This window comes from Salipiger sp. H15, assembly GCF_040409955.1.
GTDB lineage: Bacteria > Pseudomonadota > Alphaproteobacteria > Rhodobacterales > Rhodobacteraceae > Salipiger.
In genome coordinates this window covers 1,774,344-1,791,940 of sequence record NZ_CP123384.1, presented here as the reverse complement: position 1 = coordinate 1,791,940, position 17,597 = coordinate 1,774,344, and the positions used below count along the sequence as shown (strand labels likewise).

The window sequence follows — 17,597 nt, the reverse complement described above, 5'->3', positions numbered from 1 at the left end:
CCAATTTGGTATACCAAATGCAAGAGCAATCATGGGAGGACGCGGTTCAGATGCGCGAAAATCGGCAGGGCGGCGGATTATTTCCGTGCGTTTTCAAAGTCATGACTTCGCGCCCGAAGTCCGCCGCGGCGAGTCATCCATGAGCCGAGCGGCGTTCTGGCAGGGCTACCGCGACTGCGCCCCCTTCATCTCGGTCGTCGTCCCCTTCTCGCTGCTCTTCGGGGTGGTCGCGCGCGATGCCGGGCTCGACATCCTGCAGGTCATGGCCATGTCGGTGCTGGTGATCGCCGGGGCCTCGCAGTTCACCGCGCTGGCGCTCTTGCAGGAGCACGCACCGGTGTTCATCGCGCTGACCGCGGCGCTGGCGGTCAACCTGCGCATGGCGCTCTACTCGGCTGCGCTGGTGCCGCACGTGGGCCACGCGCCGCTCGGGATGCGGGCGTTGATGGCCTATCTCATGGTCGATCAGGCCTATGCGGTGGCAGTGAAGACCTACGAGGAAAACCCCGGCATGAGCCGCCCCGACAAGGTCGCCTACTACTTCGGGGTGATGGCGCTGATCTGCCCCTTCTGGTACGGCTGTACGCTGATCGGCGCGCTTGTGGGCACGGCGATCCCCACCTCGCTGCACCTCGATTTCGCCGCGCCCGTCTGCTTCATCGCGATCACCGCGCCGCTGCTGCGCTCGCTGCCGCACATGCTGGCGGCGGCGGTCTCGGTGGCCTGCGCGATCCTCTTCGCGGGCTTGCCCGCCGGGCTCGGGCTGATCGCCGCGGCGCTGGTGGCGATGCTGGTCGGGGCGCAGGCCGAGCTGGCGCTGCGCCGCCGCGCCGCGCGGCGCGAGGCGGAGGGCCGGGCATGATCGACACGGCAACCTTCTGGACGCTGACGGTGCTGCTGGGCATCGGCACCTTCCTCGTGCGCTTCTCCTTCCTCGGCTTCTTCGGCCGCAAGCAGCTGCCCGACTGGCTGGTGCTGCACCTCAAGTACGTCGGGGTCGGCGTGCTGCCCGCCATGGTGACGCCGCTGGTGCTCTGGCCGCAGGCGACCGGCGGCGAGACCGAGCCTGCGCGGATCATCGCCGCGCTGGTCACCTTCCTCGTGGCGCTGCGCCTGTCGGTCACCGGCGCGCTGGTGGCGGGGATGGGCACGCTCTACCTCATGCAGGCGCTGCTCTGAGGATCCCCCGAAAAAGGTGAGGGCCGGTCCCCTCCTCCGAGACCGGCCCCCTGCGAGGCTCCACCGGTTGCGAGGGCGGCGGGCCCCGCGATCCGTCAGGCGAAGGCGCTCTTCGCCCCCGCAGATTCCTGCATGCGGAAGATCGAGCCGGTGTCCGGCGCGGGCGGCAGCGGCATGGTGACCGGCACCTTCTCGAGCCGCGGCGTCAGGCAGGGGGATCCGGTGATGGTGCGGCTCTGCAGGTCTTCCCAGAACTTCTTCTGCCCGAGCGCGTGGAAATACGAGTTGCTGCCGAGGATCGGCCAGGCATCGCCCTTGGCGATCTCGTAGAACAGCAGCAGCCGCGCCCGGTCCGACACGTTCGGCGCCGAGCCATGCAGGATGCGCGCGTGGTGCACGGTCATGCTGCCCGCCTTGCCGGTCAGGGTCACCGCCTTCTCGCGCTCGAAGAGCGGATCGTCGGGGTCGATCGCCCCGGCGAAGACGCCGTTGGCCATGTGGCTCAGGATCGGCCCCTTGTGGGTGCCGGGGATCACCATCAGCGGGCCGGTGTCCTCGTCCACGTCCTCAAGCATGATGCCGAAGGCCAGCAGGTCGTCGTTGGTGTGCGGGTAGAAGGCCCAGTCCTGGTGCCATTCCACCGCAGCGCCGCCGCCCGGGGCCTTGGTGTTCAGCTTCGAGGTGAGGATCGTCGTGTCCGGGCCCAGCAGGTCGTTCAGCACCTCGGTCACCCGCGAGCCGCGCAGGAGGTCCCAGAAATACGGGTCCTGCTTGTGCGGCAGCTTGATCCGCGTGAGCTTCGGCTGCTCGGCGGAATGGCCCTTGTCGAGATCGTAGACGTCGTTGCTCGCGGTCACGCTGCGCGAGCCCTCGATCAGCCCGTAGGTGATCTCCTGCAGCCGTGCCAGCTCCTCCGGGCGCAGCACGTCCTCGACCATGAGATATCCGTTCTCGTCGTAGAAGGCTTTCTGGTCATTCGTCAGCATCGCTTCTCCTCCAAACGCGCCTTGTGAACCTGAAACCGTCAGGCATCGAGACTCCGTGGTATCGATACCATGCTTTTCGTGGTATCGATACCATCGTATGTGTGAGGGCGTCAACACGGCAGGCGGGGGTGACATGGCGGACGGCAGGAAATGGGTCACGATGGGCGACGTGGCGAAACACGCGGGGGTCGGCACGATCACAGTGAGCCGCGCGCTGCGCACACCGGGCAAGGTCAGCCCCGAAACGCTGCGCAAGGTGCGCGCGGCGGTGGACGAGCTGGGCTACGTGCTCGACGAGACGGCGGGGGCGCTCAGCTCGCAGCGCTCGCGGGTGGTGGCGGCGCTGGTCTCGACGCTGGAGGAGCCGGTCTTCGCCGCGACGATCCGGGGCCTCACCGAAGGGCTGGCGGAGGCCGGGCTGCAGCTGATGCTCTCGACCACGCAATACGACCCCGAGACCGAGGCGGCGCTGATCCCCACCCTGCTCGGACGCCGCCCCGAGGCGCTGGTGCTGACCTCGGACCGGCACACCGAGGCGGCCCGCGCGCTGCTCTCGCGCGCCGGGATCCCGGTGCTGGAACTCTGGGGGCTGCCCGACCAGCCGGTGCACGCGGCGGTGGGGTTTTCCAACCGCGCGGGCGGGGCGGCGATCACCCGGCACATGGTCGAGACCGGGCGGCGGCGCGTCGCCTTCCTCGGGCTCGACCGGCCGCATGACACGCGTGGCAGGCTGCGGCTCGAGGGCTACCGCGACTGCGTCGGCCAGCTGGCGGGCGAGCGGATCGTGGCGCTGCCGCCCGCGCCGGATCGCAGCGGCCCCGACATGGGCGCGGCGGGTCTGGCCGAGATCCTGCGGCGCTGGCCCGACACCGAGGCGGTGGTCTGCGTCAGCGACATGCTGGCGAGCGGCGCGCTCTGCGAGGCCTGGCGGCGCGGCATCGACGTGCCGGGGCGGCTGGCGATCTCGGGCTTCGGCGATTTCGACATGGCCGGCGCCTCGGCGCTGGCGCTGACCACGATCCGCATCGACGGCGCCGCCATCGGCCGCCGCGCCGCCGAGCTGATCCTGTCGGGCGACTTGCCGATGGGGCTGCGCGAGGACATGGGCTTCACGCTGGTGCGCCGCGCGACGACCTGAGCGCGCGGGCGCGGATCACTCCGCGCCCTTGCGCACCTCCTCGGCAAGGTCGATGCCGCCCATCTCGGCGATCCGGTCCGACAGGCTCGGCACGTAATCCGCGCCATGCCCGGTCGCCTCGGCGGTGGCGAAGTAGTGCCGCGTGGCGCTGGCGATCAGCGCCGGGGCCCCGACCTTGGCGGCCATGGCATTGGCGTAGCGCACGTCCTTGCCGCCGTTGAAGATGCTGAACTTGTGCGCGTCGGGGTCGCGGTCGACGGCGTAGCGCATGAAGGTGTCGAAGAAGCCGTTGCCGAGCCGGCTCGATCCGATGACCTGCCGAACCGTCTGCGGCGAGATGCCGGACTTGGCGGCGAGCACCGTCGCCTCGGCGTAGAGCGCGGCGTAGCTCATCGAGATGAGGTTCATCACCAGCTTCATCTTGTGGCCCGCGCCGACCCCGCCGACGCGGTTGATGTTGCCCGCCCAGCACTCGATCACCGGCAGCACCTTGGCGAAGGTCTCGTCATCGGCGCCGACCATGGCGTCGAGCGTGCCGGCCTCGGCCTCCTTCGGCGTGCGCCCGAGCGGCGCGTCGACCATGTGGCAGCCCTTGGCGGCAAGCTCGGCGGCCGGCGCCTCGGTCGAGGCGGGATCGGCGGTCGAGCAGTCGACCACGATCAGCCCCGGACGCGCCCCGGCGAGGATGCCCTCCGGCCCGCGCATCACCGCCTCGACCTGCGGCGAGTTCGACAGGCACAGGTGGATGATGTCGCAGCTCTCGGCCATCTCCTTCGCCGAGGCCGCCTCCCGCGCCCCCTGCCCCACGAGGTCCTCGACCGGCGCGCGGTCGCGGTTGCCCTTGACCCAGAGCGGGTAGCCGCCCTGAAGGATGTTCTTCGCCATGCCGTGGCCCATCAGGCCGACGCCGATGAAGCCCACTACGGGTTCGTCACTCATGTTCTCTCCTCCCGGGGATGCGTTACAGCGAGGCGGTGATGCCGCCGTCGACGAAGAGCGTGTGGCCGTTCACGAAGCTCGAGGCCGGGGCGCAGAGGAAGACGCAGGCGCCGACCAGCTCCTCGACATCGCCCCAGCGGCCCGCCGGGGTGCGCTTTTCCAGCCAGGCGCTGAACTCGGGATCGGCGACCAGCGCGGCGTTGAGCGGCGTCTTGAAATAGCCCGGCGCGATGGCGTTGCAGTTGAGCCCGTGCTTGGCCCAGTCGGTCGCCATGCCCTTCGTCAGGTTGGTGATCGCCCCCTTCGAAGCGGTGTAGGGCGCGATGCCCGGCCGGGCGAGCGCGCTCTGCACCGAGGCGATGTTGACGATCCGCCCCTGCCCGCGGCCGATCATGTGCCGCGCGCAGGCCTGCCCGACGTAGAAGGCCGAGTAGACATTGGTGCGCATCAGCCGGTCGAAGGCCTCGGGGTCGAACTCCTCGAGCGGGCCGCGGTGCTGCATCCCGGCGTTGTTGATCAGGATGTCGATCGGGCCGTGACCGGCCTCGTAGCCGTCCACCGCGGCGCGCACGCTGGCGTGGTCGGTGACGTCGAAGCCGAGCGCCTCGGCCTGATGCCCCTCGGCCTTGAGCGCCTCGACGGCCTCCTCCAGACGCTGCGGGTCGCGCCCGTTCAGCAGCACCTTGGCTCCCGCCTGCGCGAGGCCGCGCGCCAGCGCGAATCCGATACCCATGGTAGAGCCGGTGACCAGTGCGGTCCGGCCCGTCAGATCAAACAGGGACATGATAGCTCCTCTTCCCATGGCCCCGCCGAAGGGCGGCGCGGCCTGCGCGGACCCGCAAGGGCCATTGACAAACCGGGGCGGGACCGTATTCAGGAAAATGGTATACCAAATGATCCCGGATGCAAGCGGGCCCGGCGCAAAAGCGCGGCCCCGGCGGCAGGGACGGCGAGGAGGACGAGGCGAGGTGAGGAGACCCGGCGCAGCCCTGTTGGACCCGAGGCGCGGCCCGTGCTGAGCTTTGCCGCCGCCGTCTTCCTGCTGTTCATCACCCCCGGCCCGGGCGTGCTGTCGCTTGCGGGGGTCGGTTCGGGCTATGGCTGGCAGGGCGGGCTGCGCTACGGCACCGGGCTCTTCATCGGCACCAACCTCGTGATGACCCTCGTGCTGACCGGGCTTGCCGCCATCGTCCTGTCGGTGCCCGCCGTGCGGCTGGTGCTGATGGGGCTCTCGGTGTGCTACCTGCTCTACCTCGCGGCGCGGATCGCGCTGGCCGGCAGCCGCATCGCCTTTGCCGAGGCGAAGGCCGCGCCCGGCCTGCGCGCGGGCGTGCTGCTGCAGCTGATCAACCCCAAGGCCTACGCGGTGAACACCGCCATGCTCACCGGGTTTTCCTACGCGCCGGGGAACCTTGCCTTCGAGACCGTCACCAAGGTCCTGATCCTCAACGCGATCTGGATCCCGGTGCACCTGTGCTGGCTCGCGGCGGGGGTGACCCTGCACCGGCTCAACCTCAGCTACCGCACGCAGCGGCTGATCAACTACGGCATGGCGCTGGCCATGCTGGGCGTCGTGGCCCTGGCCCTCGTCTCGGCCCTCGGCGCGACCTGACACATAACGACCTTTCGGGAGGACCCCAAATGACCACCTACACCGGATGCTGGCCCGTCGTGCCGACCCCCTTCCACGAGGACGGCACGCTCGACCTCGAGGGCATGAAGCGCGTGCTCGACTGCACCATCGACATGGGCGTCGACGGCATCTGCATCCTTGCCAACTTCTCCGAGCAGTTCCTGATCTCGGACGAGGAGCGCGCGATCCTCACCAAGCTCTGCCTCGAGCATGTGGCGGGCCGGGTGCCGGTGATCGTCACCATCTCGCATTACGCCACCCCGATCGTGGTGGAGCGCGCACGCAACGCCAAGGCGCTCGGCGCCGACATCGTGATGATGATGCCGCCCTACCACGGCGCGCTGCTGAAGGGCACCGCCGAGCAGACCTTCGAGCAGTTCCGGCAGGTGGGCGAGGTCGGCATCCCGATCATGCTGCAGGACGCGCCGCTCTCGGGTGTCGACCTGCCCGTGCCGCTGCTGGTCAAGATGGCGAACGAGATCGAGATGCTGAAGCTCTTCAAGATCGAGTGCCCGCAGGCCGCCGCCAAGCTGCGCAGCCTGATCGCCGAGGGCGGCGCGGCGATCGAGGCGCCGTTCGACGGCGAGGAGGCGATCACCCTGCTCGCCGATCTCGACGCGGGCGCCACGGGCTGCATGACCTCGGCGATGATTCCCGATCAGATCCGCCCGATCGTCGTCGACTTCCTCGCCGGCAACCGGCAGGCGGCCTTCGACGGCTATGCCCGCATCCTGCCCGCGGTGAACCACGAGAACCGCCAGTGCGGCTTCCGCTCGGCCAAGCACGCGATGATGGTCGGCGGCGTGATCAAGTCGGCCTTCTGCCGGCACCCGATTGCCCCCTTGCATCCCGACACCGCTTCGATGTTGATCGAGCTGATCAAGCCGCTCGATCCGCTCGTGCTGAACTGGGGCAAGTAAGGACCGCGCAGGTCCGCCCGGACGCAAGGCAAGGCCGCCGGGCGCACAGCCGCCCGGCTCCCGCGGCGCCGGCTTCCGTCCGTGACGGGCGGGCCGGTGCCCGGGCCCCCAAACTGGAGACCTGAGACATGACCCTCTTCGCGCCCCTCGAACAGCTCCTCGGCGAGCGTCTCGCCACGTCCGAGGCCATCCGTGCCCAGAACGCGCGCAATGAGGCGCATTTCCCGATCGCCATGCCAGATGCCGTGGCCTTCCCCGAGACCACCGAGGAGGTCGCCGCCATCGTGCGCTTCTGCGCCGAGACCGGCACGCCGGTCACCCCCTACGGCACCGGCACCTCGCTCGAGGGCCAGCACCTCGCGATCAGGGGCGGCATCAGCCTCGACTTCTCGCGCATGAAGAAGGTGCTCGAGATCAACGCCGAGGACCTCAACGTCGTGGTCCAGCCCGGCGTCACCCGCACCGGGCTGAACGAGGAGCTGCGCGCCACCGGGCTCTTCTTCCCGATCGACCCCGGTGCCGACGCCTCGCTCGGCGGCATGGCGGCGACGCGCGCCTCGGGCACCACGGCGGTGCGCTACGGCACGCTGCGCGAGAACGTGCTGGCGCTCGAGGCGGTCATGTCCGACGGCAGCATCATCCGCACCGGCACCAAGGCGCGGAAAAGCTCGGCCGGATATGACCTGACGCACCTCTTGGTCGGCAGCGAGGGCACGCTCGGCATCATCACCGAGCTGACGCTGAAGCTGCACGGCCTGCCCGAGGGCATTGCCGCCGCCACCTGCCGCTTCCCCACCGTCGAGGACGCGGTGAACTGCGTGATCCTGACCATCCAGTCCGGCCTGCCCATGGCGCGGATCGAGCTGGTGGACGAGATGATGGTGCGCGGCTTCAACATCCACGCGGGATCAAGCCTGCCCGAGCAGCCGCATCTCTTCGTCGAGTTCCACGGCAGCCCGGCGGGCGTCGCCGAGCAATCGGCCAGCTTCCGCGAGATCGCCGGGGAATTCGGCATGGAGGCCTGGCAGGAGGCCAGCACCACCGAGGCGCGCAACGCGCTCTGGAAGATGCGCCACGGCGCGCATTTCGCCTCGGGCGCGCTGCGCCCCGGTGCCCATATCGGCACGCTGGCGACCGATGTCTGCGTGCCCATCTCGAAGCTTGCCGAGGCGGTGCTGCAGGCGCAGGCCGACGCCCGCACGGCGGGGCTGGTCAGCACCATCGTCGGCCATGTCGGCGACGGCAACTTCCACTGCGCCGCGCGCTTCGATCCGAGCGATCCGGCCGAGGTCGCGGCGGTCCACGCCTTTGCCGGCAAGCTCAACGAGACCGCGCTGCGGCTCGGCGGCACGGTGACCGGCGAGCACGGCATCGGCATCGGCAAGCAGAAATACATGAAGGCCGAGCATGGCCCGGCGCTCGACTGGATGCGCCGGATCAAGACCGCCTTCGACCCGCAGGGCATCCTCAATCCCGGCAAGCTGCTGCCGCCCGCGGACTGACCGCCCGAGCCCCCACCCCAGATTACCCGAAGACCCGGTACCGATGACGGAGGAGACATCCATGCTGCCGCACACCAACCCCACCCCCGAGGCCCTTCTGGTCGGCCGCGTCTGGCGCCCCGGCATCGGCCCGGCGCTGGTCGCGCTGCGCGGCGAGGTGCTGGTGGACATCACCAGCAAGGCGCTGCCGACGATGCGCGACCTGCTGGAAAGCGACAACCCCGCCGAGACCCTGCGCGCCGCCACCGGCGCGGAGATCGGCACGCTGGCGGACCTCGTGGCCGGCTCGGTCGAGGGCGCGGGCGAGGACGCGCTGCGCCTGCTCGCCCCCTGCGATCTGCAGGCGGTGAAGGCCTCGGGCGTCACCTTCGCGCAGTCGATGGTCGAGCGGGTGATCGAGGAGCAGGCGGCGGGCGATCCCGACGCCGCCGAGGCGATCCGTGCCAAGGTGAAGTCGGTCATCGGCGACTCGCTTTCCGGCATCGAGCCCGGCTCGCCCAAGGCGATGGAGGTGAAGCGCGTGCTCCAGCAGGAGGGCATGTGGTCGCAATACCTCGAGGTCGGCATCGGCCCGGACGCCGAGGTCTTCACCAAGGCGCAGCCCATGGCGGCGGTCGGCTTCGGCGCGACGGTCGGCCTGCACCCGATCAGCAAGTGGAACAACCCCGAGCCCGAGATCGTGCTGGCGATCAACTCGCGCGGCGACATTCTCGGCGCGACGCTGGGCAACGACGTGAACCTGCGCGACGTCGAGGGCCGCTCGGCGCTGCTGCTCGGCAAGGCCAAGGACAACAACGCCTCCTGCGCCATCGGCCCGTTCATCCGCCTCTTCGACGGCAGCTACACGCTCGACGACGTGCGCCGTGCGGAACTGAGCATGACCGTCGAGGGCGAGGACGGCTTCGTGCTCAACGGCGCCTCGTCGATGAGCAAGATCAGCCGCGATCCGGCGTCGATCGTCGCCCAGACCATCGGCCGCCACCACCAGTACCCGGACGGCTTCCTGCTGTTCCTCGGCACGCTCTTTGCCCCGACCGAGGACCGCGACGCGCCCGGTCAGGGCTTTACACATCACGTGGGAGACGTGGTAACCATTTCGGAACCCGCGCTCGGCGCGCTGCGGAACACCGTCCGGCTCTCGACCGAGGCCCCGGAATGGACCTTCGGCAGCAGCGCGCTGATGCGCAACCTTGCTCGGAGAGACCTTCTGTGACCGCCTTCCTCGCCCTCGGAGAATGCATGGTGGAACTGTCGCAGGCCGGAGACGGCCTCTACCGGCGCGGCTTTGCCGGCGACACGTTCAACACCGCATGGTACGCCCGCCGCCTGCTCCCCGCGGAGTGGATGGTGAGCTACGGCACCTGCGTGGGCGAGGATGCGGTCAGCAGCGAGATGGTCGGGTTCATCTCGGGCGAGGGGCTCGACGTCTCGACCATCCGCCGAATCCCCGACCGCACCGTCGGGCTCTACATGATCTCGCTCGAGAACGGCGAGCGCAGCTTCTCCTACTGGCGCGGCCAGTCGGCGGCGAAGCTGATGGCCGACGACCTCGGCTGGCTCGACGGCATCCTCAAGGGCCGCGAGATGATCCATTTCTCGGGCATCACCCTTGCCATCCTGCCGCCGAAGCAGCGCGAGGCCTTCTGTGGCGCGCTGGCCAAGGCGCGCGCCAAGGGGGCGATCGTCTCCTTCGACACCAACCTGCGGCCGCGGCTGTGGGAAAGCGCCGACGCCATGCGCGCCGGGCTGACCATGGGCGCGCGCACCGCCGACATCGTGCTGCCGAGCTTCGACGAGGAGGAGGAGCTCTTCGGCGACGCCTCGCCCTTCGAGACCATCGAGCGCTACCGCAACGGCGGCGCCGACATGGTGGCGGTCAAGCAGGGCGGCGCGGCGCTGCACCTGTGGCAGCGCGAGGCCGGGCTGCACGAGATCGCCGCCGAGACCGTGGCCAACGTGGTCGACACCACCGCCGCGGGCGACAGCTTTGCCGCCGGGCTGCTGGCGGGTCTGGCGCGCGGCAAGGCCCCGCAGGAGGCCGCGGCCGAGGCCATGCGCCTTGCCGCCAAGGTGATCCAGGCGCGCGGCGCGCTGGTGCCCTCGATCTTCGAGTGAGCCCCGGTGCGGAATGCCGCTGCGGAAGGGCGGCGGGTTTCGTTTGACCTCATGCGGGCATGGGGACTTAGGGTCGTTGCGACACGGTTGAATTTCCCAAAGGAGCCCGCGTGACCCTTTCCGCCTCCCACCCCCTCCGGCGCTTCATCCTCGCCAGCGGCATGACCAACCTTGCCGATGGCGTCGCCGTGGTGGTCTGGGCCTGGCTCGCCACGCTGCTGACCCGCGATCCGCTGCTGGTCACGCTGATGCCGATCACCCTGCGCCTGCCGTGGTTCCTGTTCGCCCTGCCCGCCGGGGTGGTCACCGACCGCATGGACCGCCGCCGCCTGATCGTCGCCATGGACGTGGTGCGCGCCTGTGCCTTCGCGCTGGCGGCGCTGGTGATCTGGCTGGCCCTGCCGCTGGCCCCTGCGCCGGACACGGGCACGGCGAGCCCGGGGCTCTTCACTGCCCTGCTCGGCTGCGCGCTGCTCGTCGGTACGGCCGAGGTGTTCCGCGACAGCGCCGCGCAGACCATGCTGCCCGCCATCGTGCCGCACGCGGAGCTCGAGCGCGCCAACGGCCGGCTCTGGAGCGTCGAGATGGTCGGCAACGCGCTTCTGGGCCCGGCGGTGGGAGCCTTCCTCATCGCCTCGGTGGTCTGGCTGCCCTTCGCGCTCAACGCCCTCGCCTTCCTCGGCGCGGTGCTGCTGATGCGCACGCTGCAGGGCCGCTTCACCCCGCGCCGCGACGCCGCCCGCGACTGGAAGAGGGAACTCGGCGACGGGCTCGCCTTCCTGCGCGGCTCGGCGCTCTTGCGCCTCTTGGCGGTGATCACCGGGGTCTGGAACCTCCTGCACCAGATGGTGGTGATCGCGCTGGTGCTGCACGTGCAGGAAAACCTCGGCCTCGGCGCCTCGGGCTACGGGCTGATCCTCGCCGCGGGGGCGGTGGGCGGCGTGCTGGGCGGGTTCTGCGCCGAGCGCATCGTGCGCAGGCTGGGCAACGGGCCCTCGGCGCAGTGGATGACGCTGGCCTCGGCGCTGGCCTTCGCCGCGCTGCCGCTGGCGCCGAACGGCTGGGCGCTGGCGGCGGTGCTGGCGGTCTTCGAGTTCTGCGGGCTGGTGTGGAACACCGTCTCGGTCTCCTACCGCCAGCGCCACGTGCCCGACGCGATCCTCGGGCGGGTCAATGCCACCTACCGGCTCTTCGCCTGGGGGATGATGCCGCTCGGGCTGCTGCTGTCGGGGCTGGTGATCCGGTTTGCCGAGGAGGTGATGCCGCGCGCGCTGGCACTTCAAATGCCCTTCGTGGTCGCCGCCGCCGGGGTGGTCGTGCTGACCGCCTGGGCCTGGCGGCCGCTCGACGCGGGCTTTGCCGGGGCGGACACCAACGGGTCGCGCCCGGCCTGAACGAAAAGGCCCCCGCCAAGGCAGGGGCCAAATCTCTTCGAAGAGATTTGCAACGTCCTTCGAAGGACGTTGTGCTTCAGTTCACCGGCGTCAGCAGGTCCCTGCCCGCGATGAAGGCGGCGATGTTGTCGCGCTGGAGCTGGCCCATGGCCGAACGCGTCTCCTTCGTGGCCGAGGCCTGGTGCGGCTGCAGCACGGCGTTCTCGAGCGCCAGGAAGCGCGCGTCGGGGTTCGGCTCGTTGAGGAACACGTCGAGCCCGGCGCCCTGGATGGTGCCGGCCTGCAGCGCCTCGATCAGCGCCTCCTCGTCGACCGTGGTGCCGCGCGAGATGTTGATCAGCACGCCATCCGGTCCCAGCGCCTCGAGCACCTCCTTCGTGACGTAGCCCGCGGTGGCCGGGCCGCCGACCAGCGCCACGACGAGGAAATCGACCTCGCGCGCCAGCGACACGGGATCGGCGTGGAAGGTCCAGCCCGGCGTCTCCTTCTCGGAGCGCGCGTGGTAGTGCATCTCCATCTTGAAGGCGGCGAGGCGGTCGGCGATCTCGCGCCCGATCCGGCCCATGCCGAGGATGCCCGCCTTCTGCCCGCTCATCTTGCGCTGCAGCGGGTGCGACCCCTCCTTGCCCCAGGCGCCCGAACGCACCCGCGCCTCGGCCCGGCGCATGTCGCGGCAATAGTCGAGCAGCATGGCGACGGCGAGGTCGGCCACGTCGTCGTTCAGCACGTCGGGCGTGTTGGTCACCTTGATGCCCCGCGCCGAGGCGTCGCCGACGTTGATCGCGTCATAGCCCACGCCGAAGTTGGCGATGAGGCCGAGGTTCGGAAAGGCCTCCATCTGCGCGGCGGCAAAGGGGCTGTGACCGTAGAAGGCGATGGCCTTCACGCCCTTGCGCGCTTCCTCGTCCAGCGCCTGCGCGGCATCGAGGCTTTCCACGTGGGTCCAGCCCAGCCCGGCCAGCGCCTCGCGGCTCATCTGGTCGGGCTTGCCGACTGCCAGTACGTCCGTCATCCGTTCAATCCTTCTCGGTTCAAGCCAGCGCCGCGCGCAGGGGGGCCAGCCAGCCGAGGCCGGCCTTCGTGTCCCCGCCGCGCGGCTTGTATTCCGCGCCCACCGGCGCCTCCCAGCCGGCGTCCGCGAAGGAGGCCAGCAGGCGTTCGAAGCAGATCTCGCCGCCATCGGGCTCGCCGCGATCGGGCACGGCGGCGATCTGCACGTGGCCGATCATCGGCAGGTGCACGGCGAAGCGTTTGGTCAGGTCGCCCTGCATGATCTGCGTGTGGTAGCAGTCGAACATGATGCGCAGGTTGTCCCGGCCAAGCGCCGCGACGATCTCGGCGGCATGTTCGACGCGGCTGAGGTGATAGCCCGCCACGTCGCGGTGGTTGATCGGCTCGATCAGCACGCCCATGCCCGCCGCCGCTGCGAGGTCGCAGGCGAGCATCAGCGTCTCGCGGTAGGCCGCCTCGGCCGCCGCGCCGCCATCGGTGCGGCCCGCCATCACGTGCACGTTCAGCGCGCCGATCGCCGCGCCATAGGCCACCGCCTGCCGCACCGCCGCGGCCGCGTCCTCGCGCCGGTCCGGCAGGGCGGCAAGGCCGAAGTCGCCCGCCGCGGGGTTGCCCGGAATGGTGTTGAGCCCGAGCATGGCAAAGCCGGTCTCCTCCAGCGCCGCCTTCATCTCGGCGGCGGGCACGTCATAGGGGAAGTGGCACTCCACCGCGTCGAACCCGTCGCGTTTCGCCGCGCGGATGCGCTCGGGCAGCGGCAGCTCGGTGTAGAGAAAGCCGATATTGGCGGAAAACTTCATGTCTCAGTCCCAGTCCACGTCAAACTTGTCGACCACCTTCTTCACCTGCCCGGAGGTGAGCATCCGCGGCTGGCGGCCGTGCAGCAGCAGCGCGAGCTTTGCGGTCTCCTCGAGCTCTTCCATGGCGTAGACCGCTGCCTCGAGATCCTTGCCCGCCACCACGGGCCCGTGGTTGGCGAGCACCACCGCCGAGCGCCGGCCCGCGAGCCCGCGCACCGCGTCGCCCATGGCCGGGTCACCCGGCACGAAGAACGGCAAGAGCCGCACCTTGCCGAGCCGCATGACCGCATAGGCGGTGAGTGGCGGCAGGAGGTTCTCGGGGTCGATGTCGGGCATCATCGACCATGCCACGGCATGGGTCGAATGCAGGTGCACCACCGCCCCGGTCTTGCCGCGCGTCTCGTAGAAGGCGCTGTGCAGCGGCATCTCCTTGGTCGGGGCATCGCCGGAGACCAGCACGCCCTTCGCGTCGAAGCGCGACAGCCGCCCCGGATCGAGGCTGCCGAAGCTCGAGCCGGTGGGCGAGACGAGCAGCCCGCCATCCTCGGTGCGCGCCGAGATATTGCCCGAGGCGCCGCCCGTGAGGCCGCGCGCGAACATCGAGGCGGCCATCTCGCAGATCTGCTCGCGCAGCCTCGTCTCGTTCATGCGCCCTGCTCCATGACCCGCGCCGCCTTGGCAAAGAAGTCCACCGCGCCGAAATTGCCGGATTTCAGCGCCAGCACCATATCGCCCGCGCGCATCACCGGCACGCCGGGGTCGATCTCGGGGCCGATCTCCAGCGCCTCGGGGGCCAGCGCCTCGACCACCGCGCCCGAGGTCTCGCCCCCGGCGCTGATGATCCGCCTGACGCCCTTGGCCGCCAGCGCCGCGGCGGTCTTGGCAAAGAGCCCCTCGAGCGCCGCGGCGACCTTCTCGCGGCCATGGGCCTTCTGCGCGGCGGCCACCGTGGCGGGCTCGGCCGAGGAATAGACCAGCGGCAGCCCGTCCTGACCCAGCGCCCAGTCGGCGAGCGTCTCGGCGGAGAGCCCGCAAAGCGCCTCCTCTGCGGTGACCTCGCGCTTCGGCCCCGCGTGGGCGGCGACCTGCGCGCGGGTGGCGTTCGAGCAGGAGCCCGAGAGCGCGACCACCTGCCCGCCCTGCCCGGTCCATGCCCCCGCCTTGCCCGACAGCGTGAAGTTGCCCGGCAGGCCGAGCGCGATGCCCGAGCCGCCGGTGAGCAGCTTCGTTCCCTTGAGCGCCTTGCCCCAGGTCAGCAGGTCCTCGTCGCGGATCGCGTCGGCGATGACGAAGCCGCGGCCCGCCTCCGCCTCGGACGCCAGCCGGGCGCGGATCGCCTCGGGCCCCTGCCAGACGGTGCTCGCGGGCACGTGGCCGACGCCGCGCGTGACCTGCGCGGCGAGCACGCGCCGCAGGTCGGGGTCGGTCATCGGGGTCAGCGGGTGGTTCTCCATGCCGCTCTCCGACAGCAGGTGGTCCTGCACGAAGAGATGGCCCTGGTAGATCGTCCGCCCCGTCGCCGGGAAGGCCGGGCAGAAGATCACGCTTTGCGTCCCCAGAGCATCGGCCAGCGCCTCGGCCACCGGGCCGATGTTGCCCTCGGCGGTTGAATCGAAGGTCGAGCAGTACTTGAAGAGGAACTGCTCGCAGCCCTGCGCCTTCAGCCACTCGAGTGCCTCGAGTGAGAGCCTGACCGCCTCGGCGGCGGGAATGGAGCGCGATTTCAGCGCCACCACCCCGGCCTCGACCTCGGGCGCGGCATCGCCCTTCGGCACGCCGACGTACTGAACGGTGCGCATGCCCTGCTTGACCAGCGTGTTGCCGAGATCGCTCGAGCCGGTGAAATCGTCGCCGATACAGCCCAGCAGCATTACGCGTCTCCCGGCAGCTTCAGCCCCGCGGCGCGGGCGTAGACCTTGATCACCGCCGCGTCGTCGATGAGCCCGTCACCCGCCTCGGCGGCGGACTTGAACTGCGCCAGCGCGGCCTCGGTCATCGGCACGGGCAGCTCCGCCTCACCGGCGATGCCGCCGACGATGCCGAGGTCCTTGGGCCAGATGTTGACCGCCGAGCGCGGCGTGTAGTCGCCGTCGACCACGTGCGGGCCGCGGTTCTCGAACATCCAGCTGGTCCCTGCCGAGGCCGAGATCACCTCGACGATGCGCGCGGGGTCGAGCCCCTGGCTGATGCCGAGCGCCATCGCCTCGCCCATGGCGGCGATGTGCACGCCAGCGAGCAGCTGGTTCACCGCCTTCATCGCGCTCCCTGCCCCGGCTTCGTCGCCGAGCCGGTGCACGGTGGCGGCCATGGCGTCGAGCGCCGGTGCCGCCGCCGCGAAGGCCTCGGGCGTGCCCGAGGCCATGATCGAGAGCTGGCCCTGAGCCGCCTTGACCGCCCCGCCGGAGATCGGCGCATCGAGGTAGCGCAGACCCTGCGACGAGGCCATGTCGGCAAACTCGCGCGCCTGGCTCGGGGCGATGGTGGCGCAGGAGATGATCGCCGCGCCCTCCGGCAGGTGCGCCGCCGCGCCGCTCTCGCCGAAGAGCACCTCGCGCGTCTGCGCCGCGTTCAGCACCACGCAGACGAGGATCGCGCTGGCGCCCAGCGCCTCGGCAAGGCCGCCCGCGGCGCCGCCCTCGGCCCGGAAGGCCTCCATGCGCTCGGTCGAAATATCCAGCCCGTGCACGACATGGCCGGCGCGCAGCAGCGACTGCGCCATGCCCATGCCCATCGAGCCGAGCCCGATCACCGTGATCTCTGCCAAAGCGCTCCTCCCGCAAAATGGTATACCAAATGAGGATGAAGGTTGCGCCGGGCAGAGTCAATGCAGGTGGTGGCGGTAACGCGCCTGTCCAGGGGGTGGAGCGAGGGGCGCTGCCCCTCGCTCCGGAGGCGCGGCAAAGGTCAAGGCGAGGGGCGCTGCCCCTCGCGCTCCCGGGGGTATTTGGAAAGAGAAGAAGGGGGGGCGCCGGGCGGAGGCGGATTGACGGGACGGGCATGAAAAAGCCGCGCTCGGCGGGCGGCGCGGCTTTCCCGGGATCGGGGTCGGGCGGCGTTCAGGCGCGGTGGGCGCCCCCCGCGAGGGATTCCACGAAGGCCAGCACCTCGGAGACCGGCTTGCCCTCGGCCATGGCGCCGACGATGGCAGAGCCGACGACGCAGCCATCGGCGACGGAGGCGATGCTCTCGGCGGCCTCGGGCGTGCGGATGCCGAAGCCGACGATGACCGGCAGGTCGGTGCCGGCCTTGATCCGCGCGACCTCGGGGCCGACGTCGGTCGCCTGCGCCGCGGCGGCGCCGGTGATGCCGGTGATCGAGACGTAGTAGACGAAGCCCGAGGTGTTCTGCAGCACCTTCGGCAGGCGCTTGGCGTCGGTGGTCGGCGTGGCGAGGCGGATGAAGTTCAGGCCCGCCTTCTGCGCCGGGATGCAGAGTTCCTCGTCCTCTTCCGGCGGCAGGTCGACGATGATCAGCCCGTCGATGCCGGCCTCGCGCGCCTCGACGAGGAAGGCGTCGACGCCGTGGCTGTAGATCGGGTTGTAGTAGCCCATGAGCACGATCGGCGTGGTGTCATCGCCGGTGCGGAAGTCGCGCACCATCTGCAGCGTGCGGTTCAGCGTCATGCCCGCCTCGAGCGCGCGCTGGCCGGCGAGCTGGATGGTCTCGCCATCGGCCATCGGGTCGGTGAAAGGCAGGCCCAGCTCGATCACGTCGACACCCGCGCCCGGCAGGCCGCGCACCAGCTCGAGCGAGCGGTCATAGTCGGGATCCCCGGCCATCACGTAGGCGACGAATCCCTTCTTCCCCTCGGCCTTGAGAGCGGCGAACTTGGCGTCGATGCGGGTCATGGCGGTCCTTCCCTTGGCAGGCGCGGTCTGGCGGGTCTCTGGCGGGTGGCGCGGGGCCGCCCGGAATGTCGCGAAACCTGTGCCGGATACGTAAGGGAAAATCAATGGCCCCTCTGGACCTTCCCGGCTTTG

General features: G+C 70.3%; 18 protein-coding genes. 9 read left to right on the top strand and 9 right to left on the bottom strand.

Annotated features, from left to right (window positions below; genetic code table 11):
* The first annotated feature begins 139 nt into the window (after positions 1-139).
* Positions 140-862 carry an AzlC family ABC transporter permease gene (locus PVT71_RS08800; protein WP_353471418.1) on the top strand — a complete coding sequence of 241 codons (723 nt, stop codon included), beginning with the start codon at positions 140-142 and terminating at the stop codon, positions 860-862.
* Positions 859-1,179, top strand: coding sequence for an AzlD domain-containing protein (locus PVT71_RS08795; RefSeq protein ID WP_353471417.1), 321 nt, complete (start codon positions 859-861; stop codon positions 1,177-1,179). The genes PVT71_RS08800 and PVT71_RS08795 overlap by 4 nt, the downstream gene beginning before the upstream one ends.
* Before the next feature lie 95 nt (positions 1,180-1,274).
* On the opposite strand, the gene PVT71_RS08790 is transcribed toward PVT71_RS08795, so the two are convergent.
* Positions 1,275-2,165, bottom strand: a complete 891-nt coding sequence (locus tag PVT71_RS08790; protein ID WP_353471416.1) for a phytanoyl-CoA dioxygenase family protein — start codon at positions 2,163-2,165, stop codon at positions 1,275-1,277.
* Positions 2,166-2,298: 133 nt separating this feature from the next.
* Here PVT71_RS08790 and PVT71_RS08785 point away from each other — a divergent pair, with 133 nt between their 5' ends.
* Positions 2,299-3,303 (top strand): LacI family DNA-binding transcriptional regulator, encoded by a 1,005-nt coding sequence (locus PVT71_RS08785; RefSeq protein WP_353471415.1) that lies wholly within the window; start codon positions 2,299-2,301, stop codon positions 3,301-3,303.
* Between the two features lie 15 nt (positions 3,304-3,318).
* Here the strand turns inward: PVT71_RS08785 and PVT71_RS08780 are convergent, their stop codons facing one another.
* Both PVT71_RS08780 and PVT71_RS08775 read right to left on the bottom strand, forming a co-directional pair.
* Positions 3,319-4,242: an NAD(P)-dependent oxidoreductase gene (locus PVT71_RS08780; protein ID WP_353471414.1), complete on the bottom strand. Its 924-nt coding sequence runs from the start codon at positions 4,240-4,242 to the stop codon at positions 3,319-3,321.
* A 22-nt stretch (positions 4,243-4,264) separates the two neighbouring features.
* The gene (locus PVT71_RS08775; protein WP_353471413.1) at positions 4,265-5,026 is read right to left on the bottom strand and encodes an SDR family oxidoreductase; all 762 of its coding nucleotides are present in this window, start codon (positions 5,024-5,026) and stop codon (positions 4,265-4,267) included.
* Positions 5,027-5,254: 228 nt separating this feature from the next.
* On the opposite strand from PVT71_RS08775, the gene PVT71_RS08770 reads away from it, so the two are divergent.
* The 6 genes from PVT71_RS08770 (at position 5,255) to PVT71_RS08745 (ending at position 11,806) form a co-directional block, all read left to right on the top strand.
* Positions 5,255-5,854, top strand: a complete 600-nt coding sequence (locus PVT71_RS08770; RefSeq protein ID WP_353471412.1) for a LysE family translocator — start codon at positions 5,255-5,257, stop codon at positions 5,852-5,854.
* Between the two features lie 29 nt (positions 5,855-5,883).
* The gene (locus PVT71_RS08765; protein ID WP_353471411.1) at positions 5,884-6,795 is read left to right on the top strand and encodes a dihydrodipicolinate synthase family protein; all 912 of its coding nucleotides are present in this window, start codon (positions 5,884-5,886) and stop codon (positions 6,793-6,795) included.
* A gap of 128 nt (positions 6,796-6,923) precedes the next feature.
* Positions 6,924-8,297, top strand: coding sequence for an FAD-linked oxidase C-terminal domain-containing protein (locus tag PVT71_RS08760; RefSeq protein WP_353471410.1), 1,374 nt, complete (start codon positions 6,924-6,926; stop codon positions 8,295-8,297).
* Between the two features lie 61 nt (positions 8,298-8,358).
* Positions 8,359-9,510, top strand: coding sequence for a fumarylacetoacetate hydrolase family protein (locus PVT71_RS08755; RefSeq protein WP_353471409.1), 1,152 nt, complete (start codon positions 8,359-8,361; stop codon positions 9,508-9,510).
* Entirely contained in the window at positions 9,507-10,412 is a 906-nt protein-coding gene (locus PVT71_RS08750) for a sugar kinase (RefSeq protein WP_353471408.1), read from the top strand. Before PVT71_RS08755 ends, PVT71_RS08750 begins: the two co-directional genes overlap by 4 nt.
* A 110-nt stretch (positions 10,413-10,522) precedes the next feature.
* Positions 10,523-11,806, top strand: coding sequence for an MFS transporter (locus PVT71_RS08745; RefSeq protein WP_353471407.1), 1,284 nt, complete (start codon positions 10,523-10,525; stop codon positions 11,804-11,806).
* A gap of 76 nt (positions 11,807-11,882) precedes the next feature.
* Here the strand turns inward: PVT71_RS08745 and PVT71_RS08740 are convergent, their stop codons facing one another.
* From PVT71_RS08740 to trpA, 6 genes are all read right to left on the bottom strand, one after another.
* Positions 11,883-12,818, bottom strand: coding sequence for a 2-hydroxyacid dehydrogenase (locus tag PVT71_RS08740; protein ID WP_353471406.1), 936 nt, complete (start codon positions 12,816-12,818; stop codon positions 11,883-11,885).
* Positions 12,819-12,837: 19 nt separating this feature from the next.
* Positions 12,838-13,617, bottom strand: a complete 780-nt coding sequence (locus tag PVT71_RS08735) for a TIM barrel protein (RefSeq protein ID WP_353471405.1) — start codon at positions 13,615-13,617, stop codon at positions 12,838-12,840.
* 3 nt (positions 13,618-13,620) lie between these two features.
* Positions 13,621-14,265 (bottom strand): 3-oxo-tetronate 4-phosphate decarboxylase, encoded by a 645-nt coding sequence (gene otnC / locus PVT71_RS08730; protein WP_353471404.1) that lies wholly within the window; start codon positions 14,263-14,265, stop codon positions 13,621-13,623.
* Positions 14,262-15,488: a 3-oxo-tetronate kinase gene (gene otnK / locus PVT71_RS08725; RefSeq protein WP_353471403.1), complete on the bottom strand. Its 1,227-nt coding sequence runs from the start codon at positions 15,486-15,488 to the stop codon at positions 14,262-14,264. Before otnK ends, otnC begins: the two co-directional genes overlap by 4 nt.
* Positions 15,488-16,381 carry an L-threonate dehydrogenase gene (ltnD, locus tag PVT71_RS08720; RefSeq protein ID WP_353471402.1) on the bottom strand — a complete coding sequence of 298 codons (894 nt, stop codon included), beginning with the start codon at positions 16,379-16,381 and terminating at the stop codon, positions 15,488-15,490. The genes otnK and ltnD overlap by 1 nt, the downstream gene beginning before the upstream one ends.
* A gap of 292 nt (positions 16,382-16,673) precedes the next feature.
* The gene (trpA, locus tag PVT71_RS08715) at positions 16,674-17,465 is read right to left on the bottom strand and encodes a tryptophan synthase subunit alpha (protein WP_353471401.1); all 792 of its coding nucleotides are present in this window, start codon (positions 17,463-17,465) and stop codon (positions 16,674-16,676) included.
* Positions 17,466-17,597: the final 132 nt, after the last annotated feature.

Coding starts and splice junctions, on each gene's coding strand:
- PVT71_RS08775 (WP_353471413.1), bottom strand. CDS start 5,026: ATGTCCCTGTTTGATCTGACGGGCCGGACCGCACTGGTCACCGGCTCT.
- PVT71_RS08790 (WP_353471416.1), bottom strand. CDS start 2,165: ATGCTGACGAATGACCAGAAAGCCTTCTACGACGAGAACGGATATCTC.
- PVT71_RS08735 (WP_353471405.1), bottom strand. CDS start 13,617: ATGAAGTTTTCCGCCAATATCGGCTTTCTCTACACCGAGCTGCCGCTG.
- trpA (WP_353471401.1), bottom strand. CDS start 17,465: ATGACCCGCATCGACGCCAAGTTCGCCGCTCTCAAGGCCGAGGGGAAG.
- otnC (WP_353471404.1), bottom strand. CDS start 14,265: ATGAACGAGACGAGGCTGCGCGAGCAGATCTGCGAGATGGCCGCCTCG.
- PVT71_RS08800 (WP_353471418.1), top strand. CDS start 140: ATGAGCCGAGCGGCGTTCTGGCAGGGCTACCGCGACTGCGCCCCCTTC.
- otnK (WP_353471403.1), bottom strand. CDS start 15,488: ATGCTGCTGGGCTGTATCGGCGACGATTTCACCGGCTCGAGCGATCTC.
- PVT71_RS08765 (WP_353471411.1), top strand. CDS start 5,884: ATGACCACCTACACCGGATGCTGGCCCGTCGTGCCGACCCCCTTCCAC.
- PVT71_RS08780 (WP_353471414.1), bottom strand. CDS start 4,242: ATGAGTGACGAACCCGTAGTGGGCTTCATCGGCGTCGGCCTGATGGGC.
- PVT71_RS08795 (WP_353471417.1), top strand. CDS start 859: ATGATCGACACGGCAACCTTCTGGACGCTGACGGTGCTGCTGGGCATC.
- PVT71_RS08740 (WP_353471406.1), bottom strand. CDS start 12,818: ATGACGGACGTACTGGCAGTCGGCAAGCCCGACCAGATGAGCCGCGAG.
- PVT71_RS08785 (WP_353471415.1), top strand. CDS start 2,299: ATGGCGGACGGCAGGAAATGGGTCACGATGGGCGACGTGGCGAAACAC.
- PVT71_RS08755 (WP_353471409.1), top strand. CDS start 8,359: ATGCTGCCGCACACCAACCCCACCCCCGAGGCCCTTCTGGTCGGCCGC.
- PVT71_RS08760 (WP_353471410.1), top strand. CDS start 6,924: ATGACCCTCTTCGCGCCCCTCGAACAGCTCCTCGGCGAGCGTCTCGCC.